A 19390-nucleotide genomic window follows, 5' to 3' on the forward strand; every position below is an offset into this window, starting at 1 on the left:
TGCGGACAGGCCCGGGCGTTGCCGGTTAGTGGGAAACGCTGGGACCCGCCTGCGCGGGCGCCTGCTGCTGCTTCTGCTGCTGGTGCTGCGCGTTCTGCGTCTGCGTGCTGGCGGCGTGCTCCAGCGCCGTGGTGCTCTTTTCCAGCGGCGTGTTCACCGCCTGCGCGGTGTCCACGCCGGCCACGCGCTTGAACGGCGAGTTCAGATCGCCCTGCACCGCGTAGGTGTGCTTGGCGTCGTCGCTGAGCACGGCGTGGTCGATGCGCTGCAGGCCTTCCTCGCGTGCGCGCGCCGCGAGCGAGCCGGCGAGCTGGCCGCTCTGGTGGTTCGGTTCGCGCTGGTGGGCGGCGTCGAGGCGGTGCACGGCGTCCAGCGCCTGCTTGTACAGGGCGTTTTCCGGATGGGCCGGGTTGTCCAGGCGCATCGGCGCCTTCGGCTCCTGGCCGTGCTGCTTCTGCTGCTCGAGCTGGTGGCGCACCGCGTCCATGGTCCTGGGCCCGGCAATGCCATCGGGTTCCAGCTTGTGATCGTGCTGGAACTTGCGCAGCGCCTCGTCGGTGAGGCCGCCGAACTTGCCGTCGGGATGCACCGGATAGCCGAGCCTGGTCAGCTCCTGCTGCAGGCTCATCACGTCGCCGCCGCGGGCACCCTTGTGCAGGTAATTCTCCTGCGCGTGCTTGTGCTCCGCCGGATGGGCCGGGGGCTGGTGCGCAGGCGCTGCCGGCGTGGCGGGCGGGTGCGGGGCTGCGCCGTGGCTCGGCGGCGTGGGCGCGTGATGGCCGGCCGGGTGATGGCGCGTGACCATCGGGCCGTTCGGCGCCTCCGGGATATTGACCTTCTCATGCCCGTGCAGCGGCTGGTGCACCTGGAACTCGGGCTTGGGGCGCATCGCGCCGACGATCTTGAAATCGCCGCCGTTCCAGTAGCCCTCCTTGGTGTCGGTCGGGCCCATCGCCTTGCTCAGCGCGGGGCCGGTGCTGACCTGGGAGCCGTAGAACTCGATGTTTCCCTTGTCGTCGTAGCCCTTGAAGATGGCCACGTGGCGTCCGTGCTTGCTGTCGAACATCAGCAGGTCGCCCGGCTGCAGCGAGCCGGGCGTCTTGCGCGCGTCCTCGGCCGGCACGATGTCGAAGTGCTGCTTGGCGTAGCCGGTGAAGCCACCGTCGTAGAGCTTGGACGTGGCGAACGGTTCGTTGCCGACGTCGTAGCCGGCGTTCTTCATGCCGCGCCAGACCAGGGACGAGCAATCGACGCCGTAGTAGCCGTCCTTGTCGAGGTCCTGCTCGGTGCGGCTCGGATCCGAGCGGTGATTGGGGGAGCCGTTCTTCAGGCTCATGTCGCCGCGGCCGTATTCGTACTTGCGGCCTTCCTGCGCAAAATGACGGTAAGCCTCATCCAGAATTTCGCGACCCATACATCCTCCGAGTGGTCAGAAAGAAAGGCTGCTTACAGTCCCATCGAGAACTCTGCGTACTGCGATGCGCTTACCCAGCCGGCGGCGCAATCCACGTACTGCCCGTGCTCCAGCCGGCAGGCGCCCTGCGGCGCCGGCTTGATCCACTCCACCTTCGGCGCGCCGGGCTCGCCGCACAGCTCGCTGTGCTTGCAGGCCGCGACGGATTCCGCCGGGATCGCCACCACGTAGTGCCATTCCGGCTGCCCCGCCTGCTTGTGCGCGTTGGCCATGACGCAGACGAACTGCATGTCGTGCAGCCTGGCCACCGGCGTGGACGGGAAGGGCGGGAACGCCGTGGCCAGCACCGCGGAGGGCTGGTCGTTGGCCTGGATCTGGCCGTAGATGCCGTCCGTGCCGCAGCCTTCCGTGTTCACCACGATCTGGTACTCGCCGGCCGTGCATTCCGGCGCCCAGTCTTTTTTCTTCTGGGTGCAGGCAATGCCCGGCAGGTTGGCGACAGGTAGCGGCAGCGGTCCTTCCATGGACATGTCCTTGGGCACCGAGGCATCGGCGGCCGGCGCGGTGCCGGCCGGTGCGGGTGCATGCAGTGCCGGCCGGGCGGAAACGGCGGTGGCCGGTGGCGTGGCAGCGGCTTCGCCGGAAGGCACCGGCAGCTGGCCCTCGCTCGCCGAATGGCTGCACGCTGCCAGCAGCAGGCAGGGCAGGAGGCGGAGGCTGGATCGGCTGACGGTCATGTTGATGTTTCCTTCCGGAGCGGGTTTGCGGTGGTGCGGAGCGGGAGCGGCTGTCGCGTGAGAAACGGCCGCGTGCCGGGCATCGAAGTTCGACAGGTTGTTCAGGGACTTTCACAGTCGGTTGACTGGGCCGCGGCCGGCGCCTGTTCCGGCCGCGGCACAGCGATTACCTGTGCTGCGGCGTAGTCGCCTGGGCCTGCTGAGCCTCGTGCGTCTGCGTCTGCGGTTTGCCGGCGGCCTGCTGTTCGCCGAGCTTGGCCATCTCGCGGCTGCTCTGCTCCAGCGACGTGTTCACCGCCTGCTGCGTCGGTACCTCTGCCATGCGCTTGTGCGGCGAGTTGAGGTCGCCCTGCACGGCGTAGACGCGGCTGCCGTCCTCGCTCATCACCACGTGGTCGATGCGGCTGAGCCCGGCGCGCTGCGCGGCGACGGCGAGCGAGCCGGCCACGTTCTGGCTGATCTGGTCCGGCGCGCGCTGGCGGTCGGCGTCGATCTTGTGCACGCCGTCCAGCGCCTGCTTGAACACGCCGTGCGCGGGGTGCGCCTGGTCGCCGAGGTGCTTGCCGTCGCGCCCGGCGTGCTGCTTCAGCTCGCGGTCGAGCGCGGCCTTGGTCTGCGGGCCGTACTGGCCATCGGACTTCAGGCCGTGGTCGTGCTGGAAGGCCTTGAGCTTCGCTTCGGTCTGCGGGCCGAACTGCTTGTCGGCCTTCAGGTCGTAGCCCAGGCGGTTGAGTTCCTCCTGCAGCTTGCCGACCTCGGCGCCATGCGCACCCTGCTTGAGCACACCCGGCGCGCTGTCGCGGGCCGGTTCCGGGGCGTGCTGCCCAGGTGCGCGCTTCATCAGCTGGTCCAGGCCATCACGGTTGCGCGTGATGTCGTGCATGTAGTCGTAATTGCTGGTGCCGTTGCTGTCGCGCATCACGCGGCCGCCGGTGACCGCCGCCACGGCGCCGCCGTAGCCGGCGATATGGCGCGCCTTGAGGAAGCCGGCGATCTTTTCGGGCTTGTCATCCTCGTGCAGCACGCCGTTCTTCAGCGCCTGCTTGTAGGCGTGGTCGCTGTTGATGCGGAAGGCGTTGTCCTGCAGCTCGGCGGAGCCCTTGTACTTCTCCAGGCTCAGGCCGTTCTTCCAGTTGGAAGGATCGTTGAGGAATTCGGTCATGCCGCCCTTGGAGGCCCATGCCCATTCGCTGCGGCTGCCCTTCATGGCTTCCTGCAGTTTTTCCTTGTCGATGTAGCCTGCGTCCGCCAGCCAGCCGGCGCCGGCCTGGTAGCGGCCGACATAGCCTTGCTTGTTGGTCACGCTGAGGTTGCCGCCGTTGCTCTCCGTCATGACGACGGAAGCCACGAGCCGGCGGGTCATCGCGTCGTCCAGACCGGCGATGTTGCCCTGGTGGTATGCCTGCGCAGTGGCCACTGCGTGCTCTCGTCTATCAGCCATTGCTTACTCCTTAGTGGATGACGATGCTGGTTGAGTTGTAGGTGGAGGTTTTATGACTCCTTACAGCGCATGGCCTCCATCCGCTGCGCCGGCTTGCTCCGGTAGAACACGAACGTGGTGCTGCCCGGCCCCTGGTTGCCGCCGTCGTCGTCGATATAAGCTTCGGCGAAGACGGGCGCAGCGTTGGCCCCGAGCGTGATCTGGTAGAAGGCATTCTTCTGCGTGTTGGCGGCGGTGGTGCCGAAGTCCAGCGCGCAGGAGCCGCCGATGGGCTTGACCGCGGCATCGCCGCTGAGCTGGTGCTGCAGGATTTCCTGGTAGTTCTCGCTGGGATAGAACTTCACCAGCGCGATCGACTGCACCGCGGCCGCGTCGCCGTTGAGCGTGGCGCCGGCGTTGCCCTCGTTGTCCTGTCTGGTGCCGGCCTCGCCGCCCGTCTTGCCGTCCGGCACGTCGACCATGCCGAAGCCCGCCAGCAGCAGGTTGCCGCTGCGGTAGTGCGACATGTCGGGGCCGGTGGCGTCGGGGTTGTCCAGCGGCTTGGCGTCGCGCCACTGCACACCGGCTACGGCGTCGAAGGCCGCCCAGGGCGAGGCGTTGGTGGCGGCGAATACGCCAAGAAGGTTCTGCAGGGGAGACATGGCACTCTTTCCTTGAGTTTCGGCGGCGGCATGCACCGCAGGCGCGGAAGCCGCTGCTGCCGGTGCCTTCGCCGACGACGCGGCGGAAGGATCGGCCGATTGCGATGAGCCGCACGCGCTCAGCGAAGCGAGCAGCGCGACGAGCAGTAGCTTCCTTGGGCTCATGGATCGATGGGTCCTTTCAATCTGCCGTCGGCGAGTTTCAATGCCGCGGTGGCGTAAGGCAAGTGCAAGGGATGTGCGGAATTGCCTGAAATTTGCTCTGCGTCGTGCGCTTCGTCTCATCCGCCCACCTGCGGGCAGGTGGGCGGCATCTTTCCGTCGTGCAAACGTTCAGCGGCTGGATTGGGTCGAGTCGGACACGCCGTTCGCGGGGTTCGCGGGCGGCACCGGTTCCAGCGAGCTGCCGAGGTTGCCGGTCGTCGATGCGCCCGGGAACGCTTTCGGGCAGATTTCCTCGTAGACGAGTGCGGACGTCGGGTTGAAGCACTCCCAGTCCGTGACCGTGAACGAGCCGGTCACCGGATTGGAGGGCAGCCAGCAGTCCGAGGGCATGCCGAGGGTGCAGAACAGATAGGGGTTGTTCCCGTAGTAGGGGATGGCCTTAAAGAACTGCGCCGACGCGGTGGTGCTGGCGGCCAGGAGCAGGATGAGCAGCAGTGCTTTCTTCATGGGCATTCCTTTGCGTGAGATGGGATTGACGGATGCGTTAGCGGGAACGCTGCTTCCAGTACATTTTCATGGGCTGGCTTCAGCACGCCGTTTCCCGCGCAGAAACTGCAGCAGTGCTTGTCGTTCGCGTTATCGCGTTACTGAATGCGCCGAGCCAGGCTGCATCCGGAGTAATAGACCCAGCACTTTGCAGAGCCTTTCGAGGAGCAGTTCTTCATGCCTAGCCTGGATGCGTCATCCGATGTTTGGGCATTTTCGGTCCAGATGATCTGTCCATTCGCCATCACCGCGACACAGGCGTTCGCGTACACGTTGTTGACCGTGCAGTTGGCGCCGCCACGGTTGTGGCATTCCTGCATCGCGGAAGAGATCGCGCTTTCTTTGTCTGGCATGTCGGACACGATGCCAAAGGCACCCTGGTCCGACACCACCGCTCCCCAGCGCGAAGCCCAGCGCACAGGGGGCTGCGACGGTTGCTGAGGCTGCTGCTGGGCGTTGGGGTCGGGCCCGCAAACGCTTTGATCCTGGGCCGTTCCATAGGGAATCATGCCTGGAGGGCAGGAGACCTGTGCTCGTACCCCGGCGCTAAGGCCAATAAGACAGATCAGCAGGAGAATTCTTGCTTTCACATCTATGTCCTCTGGCTTGGCTCAAAGGCTTTGACTTTGTCCTCGGAAGCTGCCGCCGTCGTGGTGCCTATGACGCGGGTGCCCGCATTCGGGTTATACGTGGCGCCTTGAGGGATCGCTTGTTGCGAACTTCCGGAATTCTGGATCTGCGGCGGCGGCGCCGCATACGGCATCTGCTGGCCACTGGGGCTCATTTGAGACGAGGAACCGCCGAAGGCCGAATTGAACATGAAGTTGCCCATCGTGCCTTGGAAGAACAGCGAAGCCATGGGCGGAACGCTGATAATCAGCGCCGTCATCAGCAGGCCGATGCCGCCCTGCTGCAAGGCGAGGCTCGACAAGCCCTCAGTGCCTTCTGCTCCAGGGATAAGGCTATTGATCATATTGGCCGCCCATAGTGCCTCGGCGACGCTCAGGCATAGCCGCATGGCGATCGAGGTGACCACCGCCAGCATGGCCATCGAGAACAGCGTGCCGATGCCGTACATCAACCATTTTCGGAATAGTTCCTTGGTCTGCTCAAAGATCAGGCACAGGATGAACAATGGTCCCAATCCTATGAATAACGCCATAGCGAACTGGTAGAGCAGCAGCATCGCGCCGGCGGTCATGGGCGGGCTGGCGGTGCCGAACGTGGCCAACAGTTCGGCCTTGGATTTCTCGCTGGCCATTTCGATGTCGGTGGGGTTGACCTTGATCACATTGATCGCCGACAAGGCCAGCTGGGTCTTGGCCAGGTTCTTGTCGATCATGTCTTCCGGGGAGCTGTCGCTGCCGGTGAACAGGAAGTTGATGTGCTTGCCCAGGTCGGTGGTAAGCAATTCCTGGATGTCATTGCCGGCAACGGCGAGCGTGGTCGCCACCGAGACGATGAATACTATCTTCGCCATGTTCGCGACCAGGGCCATCATTGGCTCGCGGCTCTGGCCGGTGACCATGCGATAGCCCTGGATCATGATCCAGAGGGTGACCAGGATGACCGCGAAGGTCGACACCCACAGAGACATGCGTCCGAGGACGTCTTCCTGGAAATGGGCGATCTGGCTTTTCAGATAGCTGTTGACCAGCGAGAAGAAAATATAATCGCCGGTAGTTGCGGCAGGCTGCACCATAGCACCCAGTTCCTTAGGTTCGTGTCGCGAATGGCATCAATGCAGAACGGCTCAGTTGCCGTTGTTGAGATGATCGAAGGCGAGCTTCAGCGTGCCGGCCTGGACTAGGGTACCCAGCAGCGAACTCTTGCCCTTCATCGCCGTTTGGCCCAATTGGGCCTGCTGGCTTTGCAGATACTGGATTATCTGTTCGTCGGCCTGGACCTGTACCTGCCACAGACGGACTTCGGCATCCATGCTGGCCTGGCCACGCACGATATTGGCTTGCGCGCCGGCGAGCGCACCCTGGCTGGTGCCGACCATCTGCGATATCTGCTCGAACTGCTGCATGTAGCCGCCGTAGACGGTGTTGATGCGGTTGAGCATGTCGACGGTGAGGTTGTACTGGTGGTTGCGCCGCATCACGATCTGCTGGCAGATCTTGAGCTGGGCGTCGACCACCGGCTCGTTCATGCTGGGCATGGCCAGGGATATCAGGTCGGAGATGCTGGGCATGCCATCCTTGGAGGAGGGGCACGCATCCGCCACGCCGTCTTTCAGATCGACCCTGGTGTAGGTGGTGTTGAGGGTCAGCACGCTGCTGAAGCTCATGCTCTGCAACGAAATCAGCTGCTGCGCGTAGTGCTGCAGCACGGCCTGGTACTGCGCGAGCTCCTTGCCGTACTGCGCCGCGGTCTGCAGGAAGTTCGCCGCATCCTGCGCGATATGCGCCGGGTCGATGACCGCCCACTGCGCCTGCGCCTGATTGGCGTAGAAGCCGCTGAGCGAAACCACCGCGAATGCCACGGCAGCCGGAAGCTTCAGAAGACGGGGGGTGCGCGTTTGCTTGGTCATGGCACGTTGTCCGTAGTCGAGGGTTGGGGTCAGCCGGCCGCGGTGCGGCGGGGGGTGTTCTGGTTGGCGCCGGCCGGCGAGCTGGGCCGGCCCTTGCCGCTGCCCTTGCGGCGCTCGTAGAAGGTGGGCAGCCACTGGTCGGGCTTGAGATCGCCGGCGGGCACGCCGGCGGCATTGGCGTGTTCGGCCAGCACCTGGTGCATGATCTCGATGTTGTCGGTGGAGGCGGAGATCACCGCCAGCGCATCGTCCAGGCCGCGCAGGTTGAGCTGGCACACCGACGAGGCATGGCCCTGCTTGACCAGGAAGCAGCGCGAGCGCTCGTCCAGTCCCACCACCACCTGGTATTCCGCTTCCGTCAGCTTGAGGCCGTTGATGTAGTCCTCGCGGCTGGCGTTGGGATTGGGCAGCAGGATCATGGTGGCGGTCTGCTCGATCAGCGCCGCGGAGATGTCGCTGGCCAGCGCGTCCTCGGGACTTTGCGTGGCGAAGATGCCCATGCCGTTCTGCTTACGGATGGTCTTCTGCTTGTTCTTGGCGAATTCCTTCAGGCCGCCCTTGCCGTCCAGGATCTTCCAGAACTCGTCCATCACGTAGATCAGGCGGCGGCCGTCGATCAGCGACTCCAGGCGGTGCAGCAGGTAGTTGATCACCGGCGAGCGCACTTCGGGGTTGTCGATGATGTCGGTGTAGTCGAAGCCGATGATGTTGGCTTTCTGCAGGTCGATGGTGTCGACCGGGTTGTCGAACACCCAGCCCAGCGAGTTGCCGGCGGTCCACTTGCGCATGCGCACGAACAGGCCGTCGTCGCCCATGTTGGGCAGGCTCTTCTGGAAGTTGGTCATGGTGCGCAGGTGCATCGGCGTGTCGAGGATGGCCTCGACGGCGCGGAAGATGTCGTCCTCCTCGCGCGAGCTGTACACGCTTTTGCCGGCCAGCACCTTGATCAGGTCGGACAGGAACTGCACGTTGCCTTCGTTGCGCTCGCACTGGAACGGGTTGAAGCCCGTGGGCTGGCCGTTCTCCAGCGACAGGTAATTGCCGCCGCAGGCGCGCACGAAGATCTCCGCGCCCTTGTCCTTGTCGAAGAAGAAGATGGTCGGCGCGGGCTTCAGCTTCTGCACCTGGCTGAGCAGGAAGTTGATCAGCGCGGTTTTACCGGTACCGGACTTGCCGATGACCATGGTGTTGGCGATCGCCTTCTCGCCCAGCGAATTCTCGCCCGGGTGGGTGGCGTGGAAATTGAAGTAGTACGGCTGGCCGTTGGTGGTCTGCAGCGTGGTGACGCAATCGCCCCAGGGGTTGTTCTCCTTCTTGCCCAGCGCGAAGTTGTGCAGCGGCGACAGGCCCAGGAAGTTCAGCGAGCTGACGTTGGCCAGGCGGGTGCGGAACTTCCAGTTGGCGGGGAACTGCGAGTAGTACGACGCGGTGACCGCCAGGTCTTCCTTGATCGAGACGAAGCCGGCGTTGGAAAGCTCCGCGCGGGTGGCGGCGATCTGCTGCGAGAGCAGTTCGTGCGTGGCCGCGTAGATGGTCATCATGAAGTGGTACTCGCCCAGCACGAAGTTGCCGGAGGCGAGCTGGTCCATGGCCTGGTCCATCTCGATGATCTGGCTCACCGCCTTGTCGCCGGAGGAGATCATCATGCCCTTGGTGCGCTCCAGCGCCTTGAGCGCGTCCTGGCGGCCCATTGGGCTGAACGAGTGGGTGACCACGTATTCGAAGTCGAGGTACTTCAGGCCGTTGAGAATGCCCGGGTAGGTACCGTCCGGGTATTCCTTGATGTTGAGCACCGCACCGAAGTGATTGACGCCGGTGGGCGTGGTGATCACGAAGTCGCCGGTCTTGGCGGAGAAGCGCTGCTTGCTCACCGGCAGGTAGCGGTACACCGGCGCCTGCAGCACCGGCACCGGTTCGTCGATGCGGTTGAGCAGGTAGCCGAAGAATTCCAGCGGCTCGGAGAACACGATGCCGTTGCTGGCTTCGTACATGCCCAGGCGCGTGGGCGAGTACTCCTTGAGCACCGCCTCGACGTTGCCGGCCAGCTCCAGGATGGTGGCGACCGCCTGCTGCTGCTCGGCTTCGAGCTGGCTGACGTTGTCCGACTTGTCGGCGAAGCGCTTGCCGGCCACCACCGGACGGTAGATCAGGGTGAGATACAGCTCGTTCTGCATCAGCTTCTGGGCCGACAGCGCGCTGTAGTAGGCGTCGGACAGGCCCTGGTTGAAGGTGTGGTCGAACTTGCTGTTGTTGACCAGCTTGCGGCGGCGGCGCACGTCGTGGACCCAGAAGGCCACGTTGACGAAGTCCGGCGCGCGCAAGGTCTGCAGCATGCGGTTGAAGGTGTTGTGCCGGTGCTCGAGTTCCCATTCCTCGCGTCCGACGAAGGGCAGGCCTTCCAGCCGCCATACGAGCATGTAGTCGCCGCCCGTGGTCTTGAGCACGGTCGGGGATACATGGGTGGACAGTGGCAGGAATTCGCTGATGGGTGCGTCTGACGTGAACATGGCTCGATGACCGGTGATGTGTCGAAAAAGGCCGCCCCCGGCGAAAGTCTTCGCCGAGGGGCCCTTGTGTTACTTGTCTTTGTGATCCCGATAGGCATTGGGGGTGAACACCCACATGCCTTCGTTCTGCTGCAGGTTGCGCACCCGGGTCCGGAACTGCAGCCGCAGCCCCAGCAGGCGGAAGATCAGCTCATCGCGGCGCGCCATCTGGCGCATCACCATGACGATCGGCGGGATGATCGCCAGCAGCAGCATGTTGCCGGAGTACATGGCCAACAGCAGTCCGCTTCCCGCTCCGATGAAGAAGGGTATGTACGGCACGCCCATGAACATGGGCGGGCGCGTGCAGCCCCGGAAGAGCGCGTTCTTATGCATAGTGCTGCAGGATGTGGATCACGGCGGCCGAGCAGGTGTTGCCGGTGTCGCCGATCAGCATCTTGGCGATCTGGGCCGCCGCGCCGATCAGCACGCCGCCGATCAGGATCGGAGCCACGTCGCCGATGCGCTTGTGCGCGAAGGCGATCTGGTAGCCGGAGAAGATCACCGCGATGGTCACCACGGCGATCGACGCCATGTTGAGCAGGCCGTTGATGTTCTTGAAGAAGCCGCAGACCTTGGTGTCGGTGCCGGCGAAGTCCTGCGCGAACGCCAGGTCGGGCATGGCGATGGTAGCGACAAGGACCAGGCCCACGATCATCATGGCGAGCATGTTCTTGGTGTTCATGTTGGTCGGGATGTTGAGCTTGTTTGCCATTGGACGGTTCCTTCTGGGCGGTTCGGTGACGGGCGTCAGCCCGCGGGCTTTGGTGATACGACGGACGGCCCGGCCTGGGCCGGAGCTTGCTGGCGGCCCGAGGGCCTTCGCGGCAGGCCAGGCGTACCCGCGCGCGAATCGTGGTGGCCGCGCCCCGCGGGCGGCAGCCGGAAGAGGTCAGAAAACGAAGGCGGCATCGCTGCCTCCCTGGCGCATGTCGGCGCGGTCGGTGCCAGGCGCCACGTTGGCGTTGGCCTGGCGCGGCTGCTGCTGTTGCTGCTGCGGTGCGCGGTCGTTGGGGCCGCGCACCTGCGGCGTGAACACCTCGTCGCCCTGCCCGGCGGGGCCGGCGACCGGATTGCCGGCGGGAGCGGCGCCGACGACGCCGGCCATGATCGGCTGGTTGTCGTTGGCCTGGCCCTGGAAGTTGCCCGGCATGGCCTGCGGTGCCACCTGGGTGTTGGCCTGGCCGTTGGGCGCCATGGCCTGCTGCATGGTCTGCGCGAAATTCGGATTGGGCACGCCCTGCGGCATGGCCTGCTGCGGCAGCGCGTTGACCTGCTGCTGCGCCGGCTGCATGCCCAGGCGCGCGGCCACCGCGTTCACCGCCGCGGTGGCGGCGGTGTCGATCGCCACGCTGCGCAGCGCCACGCGGTACGAAGCGTCGTCGATCTGCGTATTGACCACCGGCGGCACCACGCGGCGGTTGGCGTTCTGCGGCATGGCCTGGCTCTGGCCCTGGCCCTGGCTCTGCAGCGGAATGGCCTGGGCCACCTGGGTGTTGCTGGCCAGGCGCATGCCGCGGCCCATCGAGTCGTAGATCTTCTGGACGTAGCCGTCGCGGTAGCCGGTGGTGAAGTTGCCGGAGTAGTAGCAGCTGAAGGCCTTGCCCCAGTCGCCGCCCGCGCTGGCATAGCACTGCGCCAGGATGCGCGAGCCGGCGATCAGGTTGCCGCACATCGAGAACGCTTTCTCGTAGGTGTCCAGGCCGTACTTGCCGAAATTGCTGCGGTTGACCTGGGCCAGGCCGACCGAGAAGTTGTAGCCCTTGTTCTCCAGCATCTGGACGGTGGCGATCGCCTCGTCCAGGTTCTGCGGCTGGCGCACCAGCTGACCGCCCACCACGCCGATGGCGAAGGGGTTGGAGCTCGACTCGACATTGACGACGTGCTGCATCACCTCCGCCGGTACGGCGAGGTTCTGGCAGGCCATCATTTCCAGTCCGGTCAGCATGGTCGGTCCCTGTGCTCCTGTGCCGTCAGCCGCCGGCGAACTGGCGGGCGGGGTTGAAGTCGATGCCGGTGATGTAGCGCCGGCCCGCGTGCGCCTTGATGTGCACCACGATGTCGATGGTCATCTGCAGCAGGCGCTTGATGGTGGCGAACTCCAGGCCCGAGCCCTCGGCCGAGGCCTTCACCATCAGGGCGAGCTGGTCCCAGGTCTGTTCCGGGCTGCCGGCGTGGCAGCTGGTGATCGAACCCGGGTGGCCCGACGCGCAGTTGCGGATGAAGTAGAACGATTCGTCGCCGCGCAGCTCGGCCAGGATGATGCGGTCCGGCTTCATGCGCAGGCACGCTTCCATGCAGCTCTTCGCGGTGACGTTGCTGGTGCTCTGGCCGCCCTTGGAATAGAGCAGGTGCACCACGTTGGGCTGGTCCAGGAACAGCTCGCGCGCGTCCTCGATGCTCACCAGCCGCTCGTGGTGCGGGATGTGGTGCACCAGCGACTTCATGAAGGTGGTCTTGCCGCTGCCGGTGGCGCCGGACACCACGATGTTCTTCTTGTACAGCACCGCCTGGCGGAAGAAATCCGCGTAGCGGCGCTGCGCGCGCAGGTCGAGCAGTTCCTGGTCCAGGCTGCTGATGCCGTGCGCGTCCTCGATGATCTCGCTGAAGAAGCCGTCGTCGTGGTACTGCGCCAGCGTCTTGGTCTGCTTGGACGGCAGGCGGATGGTGATCGAGACCTTGCCGGCCTCGACGGCCGGCGGGATCACGAACTGCGCGCGCTGCCCGGTAGGGAAGGTGAGCGACACCACGGGGTCGGCGTCGGTGATGCGCTGCCCCGTGTTGCTCTCGTTGACGACGGCGGTGCAGAACTGGCGCGCGCGGTCGAAGGTCAGCGACGGGACTTCCATCTTCTGCCATCCGCCCCGGCTTTCCAGGTACAGCTCGCCCGGCCTGTTGATGCAGATTTCCGTGACCTCGGGCGAGGCCATGAACTCCTTGATGCCCAGTACCTCGTACTGGTAATCGAGGAATTCGTTGGAAACCTGTGCGACTGCGCCGTCATCCATACCGGTTCGTCTCGTTCCTCAAAGCCGGGAGACCACGCCGCTGAAATCCACGTCCTTGGCGACGTAGACATACAGCACCGTACCCTGATTGACGGTCACCGTCGGCAGCCGGTTGGCCGCTTCGCGCACGGCCTGGTTGGCCAGGCTCTGGATGGTGGCCGCGGTGTTGCTCTCGAACGGCGACTGCGTCACCACGCCATTGCTGACCGTGGTCTGGCGCGGGCCGTGCTCGGCCGCCTCGTACTTGAACGCGTCGCTGAGCAGGCTGATCAGCAGGGCCGCGCCGATGCGGCTGGGCCAATGCGCGTCGTACTGGCCGGGGTGGCCGGAGCTGCCGAGGTTGTCGATGCCGGGGCTGGACATGTTCACGTCCACGCCGTTGGGCGTGATGATGCGGTCCCAGATCACGGCGATGCGCGGACCCTTCGGCACCGACTGGTACTTGCCCAGCACCTTCGAACCCTTCGGCAGCAGCAGCTTGTGGCCGTTGAAGGAGTACACCGGCTCAGTGACGATGCAGGTGGTGAAGCCCGGGAAGTCGCTGATGATGCGGGTTTCGAGCACGCAGCGGATGTACGTGCCGCGCTGCATCAGCGTGTCGGGGTTGTGCACCGTCTGCGCGCTGGCGTTCTTGTCCAGCGAGTTGAAGCCGAAGTCCGGACGGTTCGGGTCGCCCTGCTGCTGCGCCGGCTGGTTCGGATTGCCCATGCCCGGCAGGCCCTGCAGATAGGGATTGCCGGCCGGCACCGGATTGCCCTGCGCATCGGCCGCCTGCGCGGCGGAGTTGCCGGTCATCATGCGGCGCTCGACCAGGCTGGGGCCGCGCGGGCCTTCCTCGCGCTTGGGCTGCGGCGTGGGGTTGAGCGGCAGCGGCGGCGTCTGCGCGACCTGGATCGGCTCGGCCTGGCGCGGCGGCGGCGGGGGCGGCAGCGGGATCGGCCTGGGCGCGTCCGGCACCGTGACGGTTTCTTCCTTCGCCTTCTTCGGCTGCTCATGGCGCGAGGTGGCGCCGTTGACCAGCCAGAACGCGAGCACTACCAGCAGCGCCAGGATGCCGCCCATGAAGCCGAGCGCGCGGCGGTTCATGCGCTTCAGGTCGTTGGAGCGCAGCTGCGGCGCGTTGGCGTCCAGGTCGGGGACGGACTGCTGCTGCTGGTAATTGGTGTGATAAGGATTGCTCGACAACGGCTCGCCGCTGCCTTGCGGATTGTCCTGCGGCGCGCCCTGGCCGCCCTCGTATGGATTGTTCGAGCTCACTTTTTGGTGTTCCTTCGCAGGCCTACGACGTTGTCGCCGTGACGGATGACCAGGTAGGGATAGGTGCCGTGCACGATGATGGTGTTGCCCTCGACGGTGGTGTTCACCAGCGAGTCTTCGCCATGCTCACGTTCGCGCATGTACACCACCGGGAAGTCGCCCGTGGGGAACTTCGCCAGGTCCGGCAGCTTGATGTAGGTGAAGTGCGCGTCGTCGTAGACGTTCACCGGAATCAGCCAGGGCGACTTCTTGCCGCCGCGGGTGGCGTAGTCGTAGTCGAAGTTGTAGACACGGTCCTTGTGCAGTTCGGTGCTCTGCTCCGGCACGGCGGCGGTCTTCACCGCCTCGTCCGCGAACGCGGTGTCGCCCGGATAGGTGAAGCTGATGCGGTACTGCACGCCGGCGCGCTTGGCCTGGTCCAGCGCCTTCCAGTCGGTGGCGACGACTTTCAGCTCGAAGATGTACGAATGCGTCTCCGTGCGGATCATCAGGTTGGTGTCGACGTCGACGTTCTTGGGCTTCAGGTAGAACACGTTGTCGCGGCGCGACAGCTCCCAGCCGTTGGCGAAGCCGGTGCTGTAGTCCAGGATCTTCTCGTTCGGGCTGAGCTCGATCTGCGTGGTGATGCCCAGCGCGGTGCGCACCTGGTAGATGCGGTCGGGCTGGTACTCGTACTGCTGCACCACCTGCGCGTGAGCGTGGGGCGCAAGGCCCATGGCGGCCATGCAGATGGCGCCAGCCAGGGCTAGTTTCCTCGTTCGGTTCATCGACGGCCGACTCCATTCGCGGTGTTACGGGGCGCCGGCGCGGCGGGCGCCGGTGCCGTGGTCCTGGGGGCTTCGCGTTCCGGAATCGGGGATTGCGGAACGGGAGCGGTGCGCAGTCCGTCGTCGGGCGCGGCGCCCGGCTGCACGGTCATGGTGCCTTCGGCCGGCGCGGCGCCTGCCGGCGCGGCGGCGGCCTGCTCGGCATTCGGGTCGGGCGCGGCCGCCGGCACCGGGACTTCCTCCGGCGGAGCCGTGGCGTAGTCGTTGTCGACGCGGTAGCTGGTGACCTGGAAGCCGAGCGGGTTCTCGATGCGGTACTGGTCGTCCATCTTCAGGTTCGCCTTGTAGGCGAATTCGATGGTGGCGATCTTGCTGTCCAGCGGCTGCAGCGTGCCGGACTGCTTGTTGTAGATGCTGCGCTGGAAGCGCACGGTGGCGCCCTTGGGCGTCTGGCCCTGGCCGCCGCCGATCAGCACGATGCTGAGGATCTTCACGCGGATCGCCCGCTCGCGGCCGTACAGCTTGTACGGGCTGGTCGGGTTATTGGCCGCATGCAGCACGCGGAAGGCGTCGGCCACGTCCGGCGCCGACATCACCAGCACGGTGCCCCAGTCGCGCAGCGTCATGGTGGCGACGTCGAAGGACTCGCGCGCCAGCACGAAGTGCGCCACGTTGCTGCGGTTGATCGCTTCGCTGGTGCTGATCTGGCGGTTGGTGAAGTCCTCCGTCAGGCGCGCCACGGTGGCGGTGCCGGTGTAGGCGTCGGCCATCACCATGTAGGGGATCTTTTCCTTCAGCGGCAGCATGTAGAAATAGCCGCCGGCAAGGATCAGGGACATCACCACGGAGGAACCGGCCACCCACCACGCGCGGCGTTCGCTGCGCTTGGCGAGGTCGGCGACGGTCACCTCGAAATTGACCGACTTGGCGACGGCCTCGTCGATCTTCTTGCTCGATGTGCGCTTCAGCATCGGCGGAAACCCATAACGGAATTCACGACTAATCCCCTGTGATTACTTCGCGCTCGGCGCGCTGGGCGCCGGGCTGTTCGGTGCATCCGCCGGCGCGCCGACGGAACCGCCCGCCGCCTGCACCAGGATCTGGCGCTCGTCCGCGCTCACCGACACGCCCTGGCTGGCGTAGATCGACGACAGCTCGGCCGTGGCGGACTGGATATCGGTGGTGTGCAGGTCGCTTACGCGCTTGTAGAGCGTGTAGTCGGAGGGCAGCTGGTAGGACAACTGCATGCCGGTGTCGCGCGACCAGCGCGTCAGCATGTTCTTGAGCGTCTCGTCCATCGGCGAGGCGTAGAACGTGTAGTTCTTGGCAAGCGGAATCTCGGTGGGCGCGTCCTGGAAGCGGTTGACCTGTTTCCAGGAGCCGCCGAAGTCCTTGGCCGGCGTAGTGCCGCAGCCGGAAAGTGCCAGGGTGGCGAGCAACGAGGCGCCCAGCAGGGCCGGTTTGAAGAAATCCTTTTTCACGTCGTACCCACAAGTTGTAAGGAAAGCCGATATCGAGCCGTGAATCGTTCGCCGCAGGGTCCGCAATACCCTGAAACCAGGGCATGCCGATGACACCGGCGCAGGCCGGCGGCGTCAGATTCAGAGCAAGCGAAGAAGCGTCGGTGCGCGAGAACGCGCCGGAGTCCCCGAAGGTCCGGTGCGGAGGCAGGCGGTCGAGCCGCCGGTTGTTTTCCCCTGTCGCGCTACGGCGATGGCGGGCGACGCAAGCGCCCGCGAAGTGATGTGCATCGATTCCATTCAGACTCCCTGTCTAGTCTGGCTTCTTGCGACCGTCCTTAAACCTTGCATGCGGGCGGTTGGATGTGCGGCCAGCACACTTATTACAAGTAAACCGCACATTAATCTCCGGGGGCCAGACCCCGAGGGGCGGATTGTGACGCAGTGCGCCTAAATTTGGCAACGCGGTGTGTAGGTACAGCTTTTGCTTAGCGTTTGAAACATTGTCGTAAATCAGCCATAAAACAGTGGCTTGGGCATTTGGACGTCTAAACGTCCAGCCTTAACAACTGCCTTGTTGCGGCGCGCTTTTCAGGCCATTCCTGAAGGCTGGTCAACTGACCTGAAAGGCATCGCGCCACCACGACATCCGCGCCGCTTCGGCCGGCCCGTCGTAGCAGACCACGTCGAAGCGGCAGGGGCTCTGTGCGTGCTTCGGGTGCGCGGCCAGCCATAGCCGGGCGGCGCTGATCAGCCTGGCCTGTTTTGCCGCAGTGATGGAGCTGGCCGCATCGCCATGCGTGGCCCGCACGCGGTGGCGCACTTCGACGAAGACCACGGTGTCGCCCTGGCGCATCACCAGATCGAGCTCGCCGTGGCGCGTGGTGAAGTTGCGCGCCAGCAGCGCCAGCCCGGCCCCTTGCAGGGCCGCGCAGGCGCGTTGCTCGAACAGCGCGCCGGCGGCGCGCATCGGTGCCGGATCAGCCCTGGCCGGGCGGCGGCGCCGTGCTGCCGGCGGGGGCGGGCGGCTGGGCGGGCGCGCTGTCCATCTGCAGGCTGCCGCTGAGCGGATGCGCCAGGCCGTCCTGGAACTTCGCCCACACCAGTACGCGGCGCACGCGCCCGAACTGGTCCGCGGTGAGCTGGCCGCTGGCGCCGGGCAGGTAGCTGCCGGCGTGCTCGCGCAGCCAGTCGACATAAGGAATGAGGTTCCACGCATCCATGCCGAAGGCGAACAGCCGCGCCGCGGGGCCGCGCGCGCTGGGCAGCTGCGCGGCGATCTCGGCGTGGTCGGGCAGGCCGGGCTGGGCGTCGAACAGCCAGGGCGCGTCGCAGAACTCGACGCCTTCCAGGTCGTGGTTGGCGCCCGCGTCGTCCACGCCCGCATACACGTGCGAGGTGGCGAACACCGGCAGGTTCACGCGGGCCAGGCGCAGCTGGGGCAGCAGCAGGCGCGCCTGTTGCGGACGCATGCTGATGAAGACGCCGGCATCGGAACCCGCATCGGCCGCGTTGAGCCCGGCGATCAGCGAGGCGTAATTGACCCCGTTGCCGTTGAGCGTGGCCATGCGCGTCACCTTGCCGCCGCGCGCTTCGAGCTCCGCCTTGAAGGCATTGGCGGCGCGCTGGCCGTAGTCCTCGCCGGTCACCACTACATAGGCGGTGAGCAGGCCGCGCTCGACCATGTGGTCCGCCGCCTGCGCGCCCTCGGTTTCCGGCAGCAGGCCGAATTCGGCGACGCCGCCGGCCGGCAGGCTCTTGTCGTCGGGATGGTTCAGCGCCAGCAGCTGCACCGGCAGCTCGGCCTGGCCGAACAGCGCCGACACCTCGCCGCGGGTGAGCGGGCCCACCACCAGCTTGGCGCCGTCGGCCACCGCCTGCTGATAGGCCTTGACCGCGCCGGCCGGCGTGCCGCCGCTGTCGTAGACCTTCACCGGCGGACGCGGCGCCCGGTTGCGCGCGGCATCGGCATAAGCGGCGAAGAAGCCTTCGCGGATGGTGGCGCCGGCCGCGGCGAAGCTGCCGCTGGCCGGCAGCAGCAGGGCCACGCGCTCGGGCATCTTGTAGCCCTCGCGCACGTTGGCGTCCTGCCCGGGGATCATGGTGCCGACCTGCTGCTCCAGCGTCGGCTGCGGGCGCGCCACGGCCACGCCGAGCTGGCTCAGCGCCTCGTTGATCCACGGCAGCATGCGGTCGCCCTGCTGCATGGCGGCGGCGCGCTGCTTGAGCGGGTCGACGCCCAGCTTGGCCAGCTGGGCCAGGATCTGCTTGCGGTTCTGCGTCTGATCCAGGCCGCTCAGGCGCTCGTCCATCTCCACGCGGCTGCGCGCGGCGCCCCAGGCATCGCCAGTGGCGTCCATGGCCTTGGCGCGCAGTTCCAGCTGGCGCAGCTGCAGGTTGGCCGGCACGGCGACGCCGGGCTGGGTGGTGAGCTGCAGCGCGCGCTGCGGGTTGTTCTGCTTCAGCGCGAGCTCGGCCTGCAGCAGATCCAGCCGCACCGGCTCGTCGCCGCTCAGGCGCGCGCGCTTGATGGTGGGCAGGAAGGCGGCGGCCTGTTCCAGGCGGCCTTCCTGGCGGTAGGCCTCGCCGGCCAGCAGGCGGTAGTGGTCGGCGGCCCCGGACGAGGTGCCGGCCAGGGCGAGATAAGCCTGCGCGGCCTGGTCGAAGCGGCCATCGCGCGCCATCGCGGCGGCGCTCTCCTCGGCGGAGACTTCGGCGGGAGTGCGCGTCGCGCTCGGCGGCACGCAGCCGGCGAGCGCCAGCGAGATCATCAGGCCGAGGCCTGTGGCGCGAATCAGGCGCATGCAAACGTCCTTGGATCTGTCGACACGAAGAACAATTGGGCGATCATAGCCGATCGTGCCGACCGCTT

At 66.0% G+C, this 19390-nt stretch carries 19 protein-coding genes; all 19 read right to left on the bottom strand.

The features are described 5' to 3' along the window. Positions 1-25: 25 nt before the first annotated feature. The 19 genes from FHW85_RS09125 to FHW85_RS09215 all read right to left on the bottom strand — a co-directional run bounded on the left by FHW85_RS09125 (position 26) and on the right by FHW85_RS09215 (position 19322). Positions 26-1414 (bottom strand): peptidoglycan-binding domain-containing protein, encoded by a 1389-nt coding sequence (locus FHW85_RS09125; RefSeq protein WP_168648050.1) that lies wholly within the window; start codon positions 1412-1414, stop codon positions 26-28. 32 nt (positions 1415-1446) lie between these two features. Continuing rightward, entirely contained in the window at positions 1447-2151 is a 705-nt protein-coding gene (locus tag FHW85_RS09130; protein WP_168648051.1) for a hypothetical protein, read from the bottom strand. 166 nt (positions 2152-2317) lie between these two features. After that, a complete protein-coding gene (locus FHW85_RS09135) occupies positions 2318-3592 on the bottom strand; it encodes an XVIPCD domain-containing protein (RefSeq protein ID WP_246866709.1) in 1275 nt (424 codons plus the stop codon). Positions 3593-3642: 50 nt separating this feature from the next. Further along, positions 3643-4233, bottom strand: a complete 591-nt coding sequence (locus tag FHW85_RS09140) for a hypothetical protein (protein ID WP_168648052.1) — start codon at positions 4231-4233, stop codon at positions 3643-3645. A gap of 333 nt (positions 4234-4566) precedes the next feature. Beyond that, positions 4567-4905: a hypothetical protein gene (locus FHW85_RS09145; RefSeq protein WP_167252502.1), complete on the bottom strand. Its 339-nt coding sequence runs from the start codon at positions 4903-4905 to the stop codon at positions 4567-4569. A gap of 137 nt (positions 4906-5042) precedes the next feature. Next, a complete protein-coding gene (locus tag FHW85_RS22485) occupies positions 5043-5534 on the bottom strand; it encodes a DUF4189 domain-containing protein (protein ID WP_167252501.1) in 492 nt (163 codons plus the stop codon). 2 nt (positions 5535-5536) lie between these two features. Next, positions 5537-6646, bottom strand: coding sequence for a type IV secretion system protein (locus tag FHW85_RS09155; RefSeq protein ID WP_167252500.1), 1110 nt, complete (start codon positions 6644-6646; stop codon positions 5537-5539). A 51-nt stretch (positions 6647-6697) separates the two neighbouring features. Next, a complete protein-coding gene (locus FHW85_RS09160; RefSeq protein ID WP_167252499.1) occupies positions 6698-7480 on the bottom strand; it encodes a hypothetical protein in 783 nt (260 codons plus the stop codon). Positions 7481-7509: 29 nt separating this feature from the next. Beyond that, positions 7510-9987, bottom strand: coding sequence for a VirB4 family type IV secretion/conjugal transfer ATPase (locus FHW85_RS09165; RefSeq protein ID WP_167252498.1), 2478 nt, complete (start codon positions 9985-9987; stop codon positions 7510-7512). 69 nt (positions 9988-10056) lie between these two features. Continuing rightward, positions 10057-10362, bottom strand: coding sequence for a VirB3 family type IV secretion system protein (locus FHW85_RS09170; protein WP_167252497.1), 306 nt, complete (start codon positions 10360-10362; stop codon positions 10057-10059). Continuing rightward, complete coding sequence (locus FHW85_RS09175) at positions 10355-10696, bottom strand: TrbC/VirB2 family protein (protein WP_279589658.1); 342 nt, start codon at positions 10694-10696, stop codon at positions 10355-10357. Before FHW85_RS09175 ends, FHW85_RS09170 begins: the two co-directional genes overlap by 8 nt. A gap of 222 nt (positions 10697-10918) precedes the next feature. Then, positions 10919-11974 carry a lytic transglycosylase domain-containing protein gene (locus tag FHW85_RS09180; protein WP_168648053.1) on the bottom strand — a complete coding sequence of 352 codons (1056 nt, stop codon included), beginning with the start codon at positions 11972-11974 and terminating at the stop codon, positions 10919-10921. 25 nt (positions 11975-11999) lie between these two features. After that, on the bottom strand, positions 12000-13034 hold the full coding sequence (virB11, locus tag FHW85_RS09185) for a P-type DNA transfer ATPase VirB11 (protein WP_167252495.1): 1035 nt from the start codon (positions 13032-13034) through the stop codon (positions 12000-12002). An 18-nt stretch (positions 13035-13052) separates the two neighbouring features. Beyond that, a complete protein-coding gene (locus FHW85_RS09190; RefSeq protein ID WP_167252494.1) occupies positions 13053-14291 on the bottom strand; it encodes a TrbI/VirB10 family protein in 1239 nt (412 codons plus the stop codon). Next, positions 14288-15016 (bottom strand): TrbG/VirB9 family P-type conjugative transfer protein, encoded by a 729-nt coding sequence (locus FHW85_RS09195; protein WP_246866716.1) that lies wholly within the window; start codon positions 15014-15016, stop codon positions 14288-14290. Before FHW85_RS09195 ends, FHW85_RS09190 begins: the two co-directional genes overlap by 4 nt. A 38-nt stretch (positions 15017-15054) precedes the next feature. Beyond that, positions 15055-16029, bottom strand: coding sequence for a type IV secretion system protein (locus tag FHW85_RS09200; protein ID WP_168648055.1), 975 nt, complete (start codon positions 16027-16029; stop codon positions 15055-15057). Positions 16030-16071: 42 nt separating this feature from the next. Then, on the bottom strand, positions 16072-16509 hold the full coding sequence (locus FHW85_RS09205) for a hypothetical protein (protein ID WP_167252749.1): 438 nt from the start codon (positions 16507-16509) through the stop codon (positions 16072-16074). A 622-nt stretch (positions 16510-17131) separates the two neighbouring features. Next, positions 17132-17488: a YraN family protein gene (locus FHW85_RS09210; RefSeq protein WP_167252491.1), complete on the bottom strand. Its 357-nt coding sequence runs from the start codon at positions 17486-17488 to the stop codon at positions 17132-17134. A 10-nt stretch (positions 17489-17498) separates the two neighbouring features. Further along, positions 17499-19322, bottom strand: coding sequence for a penicillin-binding protein activator (locus FHW85_RS09215; protein ID WP_168648056.1), 1824 nt, complete (start codon positions 19320-19322; stop codon positions 17499-17501). Positions 19323-19390: the final 68 nt, after the last annotated feature.

Source organism: Dyella sp. SG609, from assembly GCF_012275375.1.
Lineage (GTDB): Bacteria > Pseudomonadota > Gammaproteobacteria > Xanthomonadales > Rhodanobacteraceae > Dyella_D > Dyella_D marensis.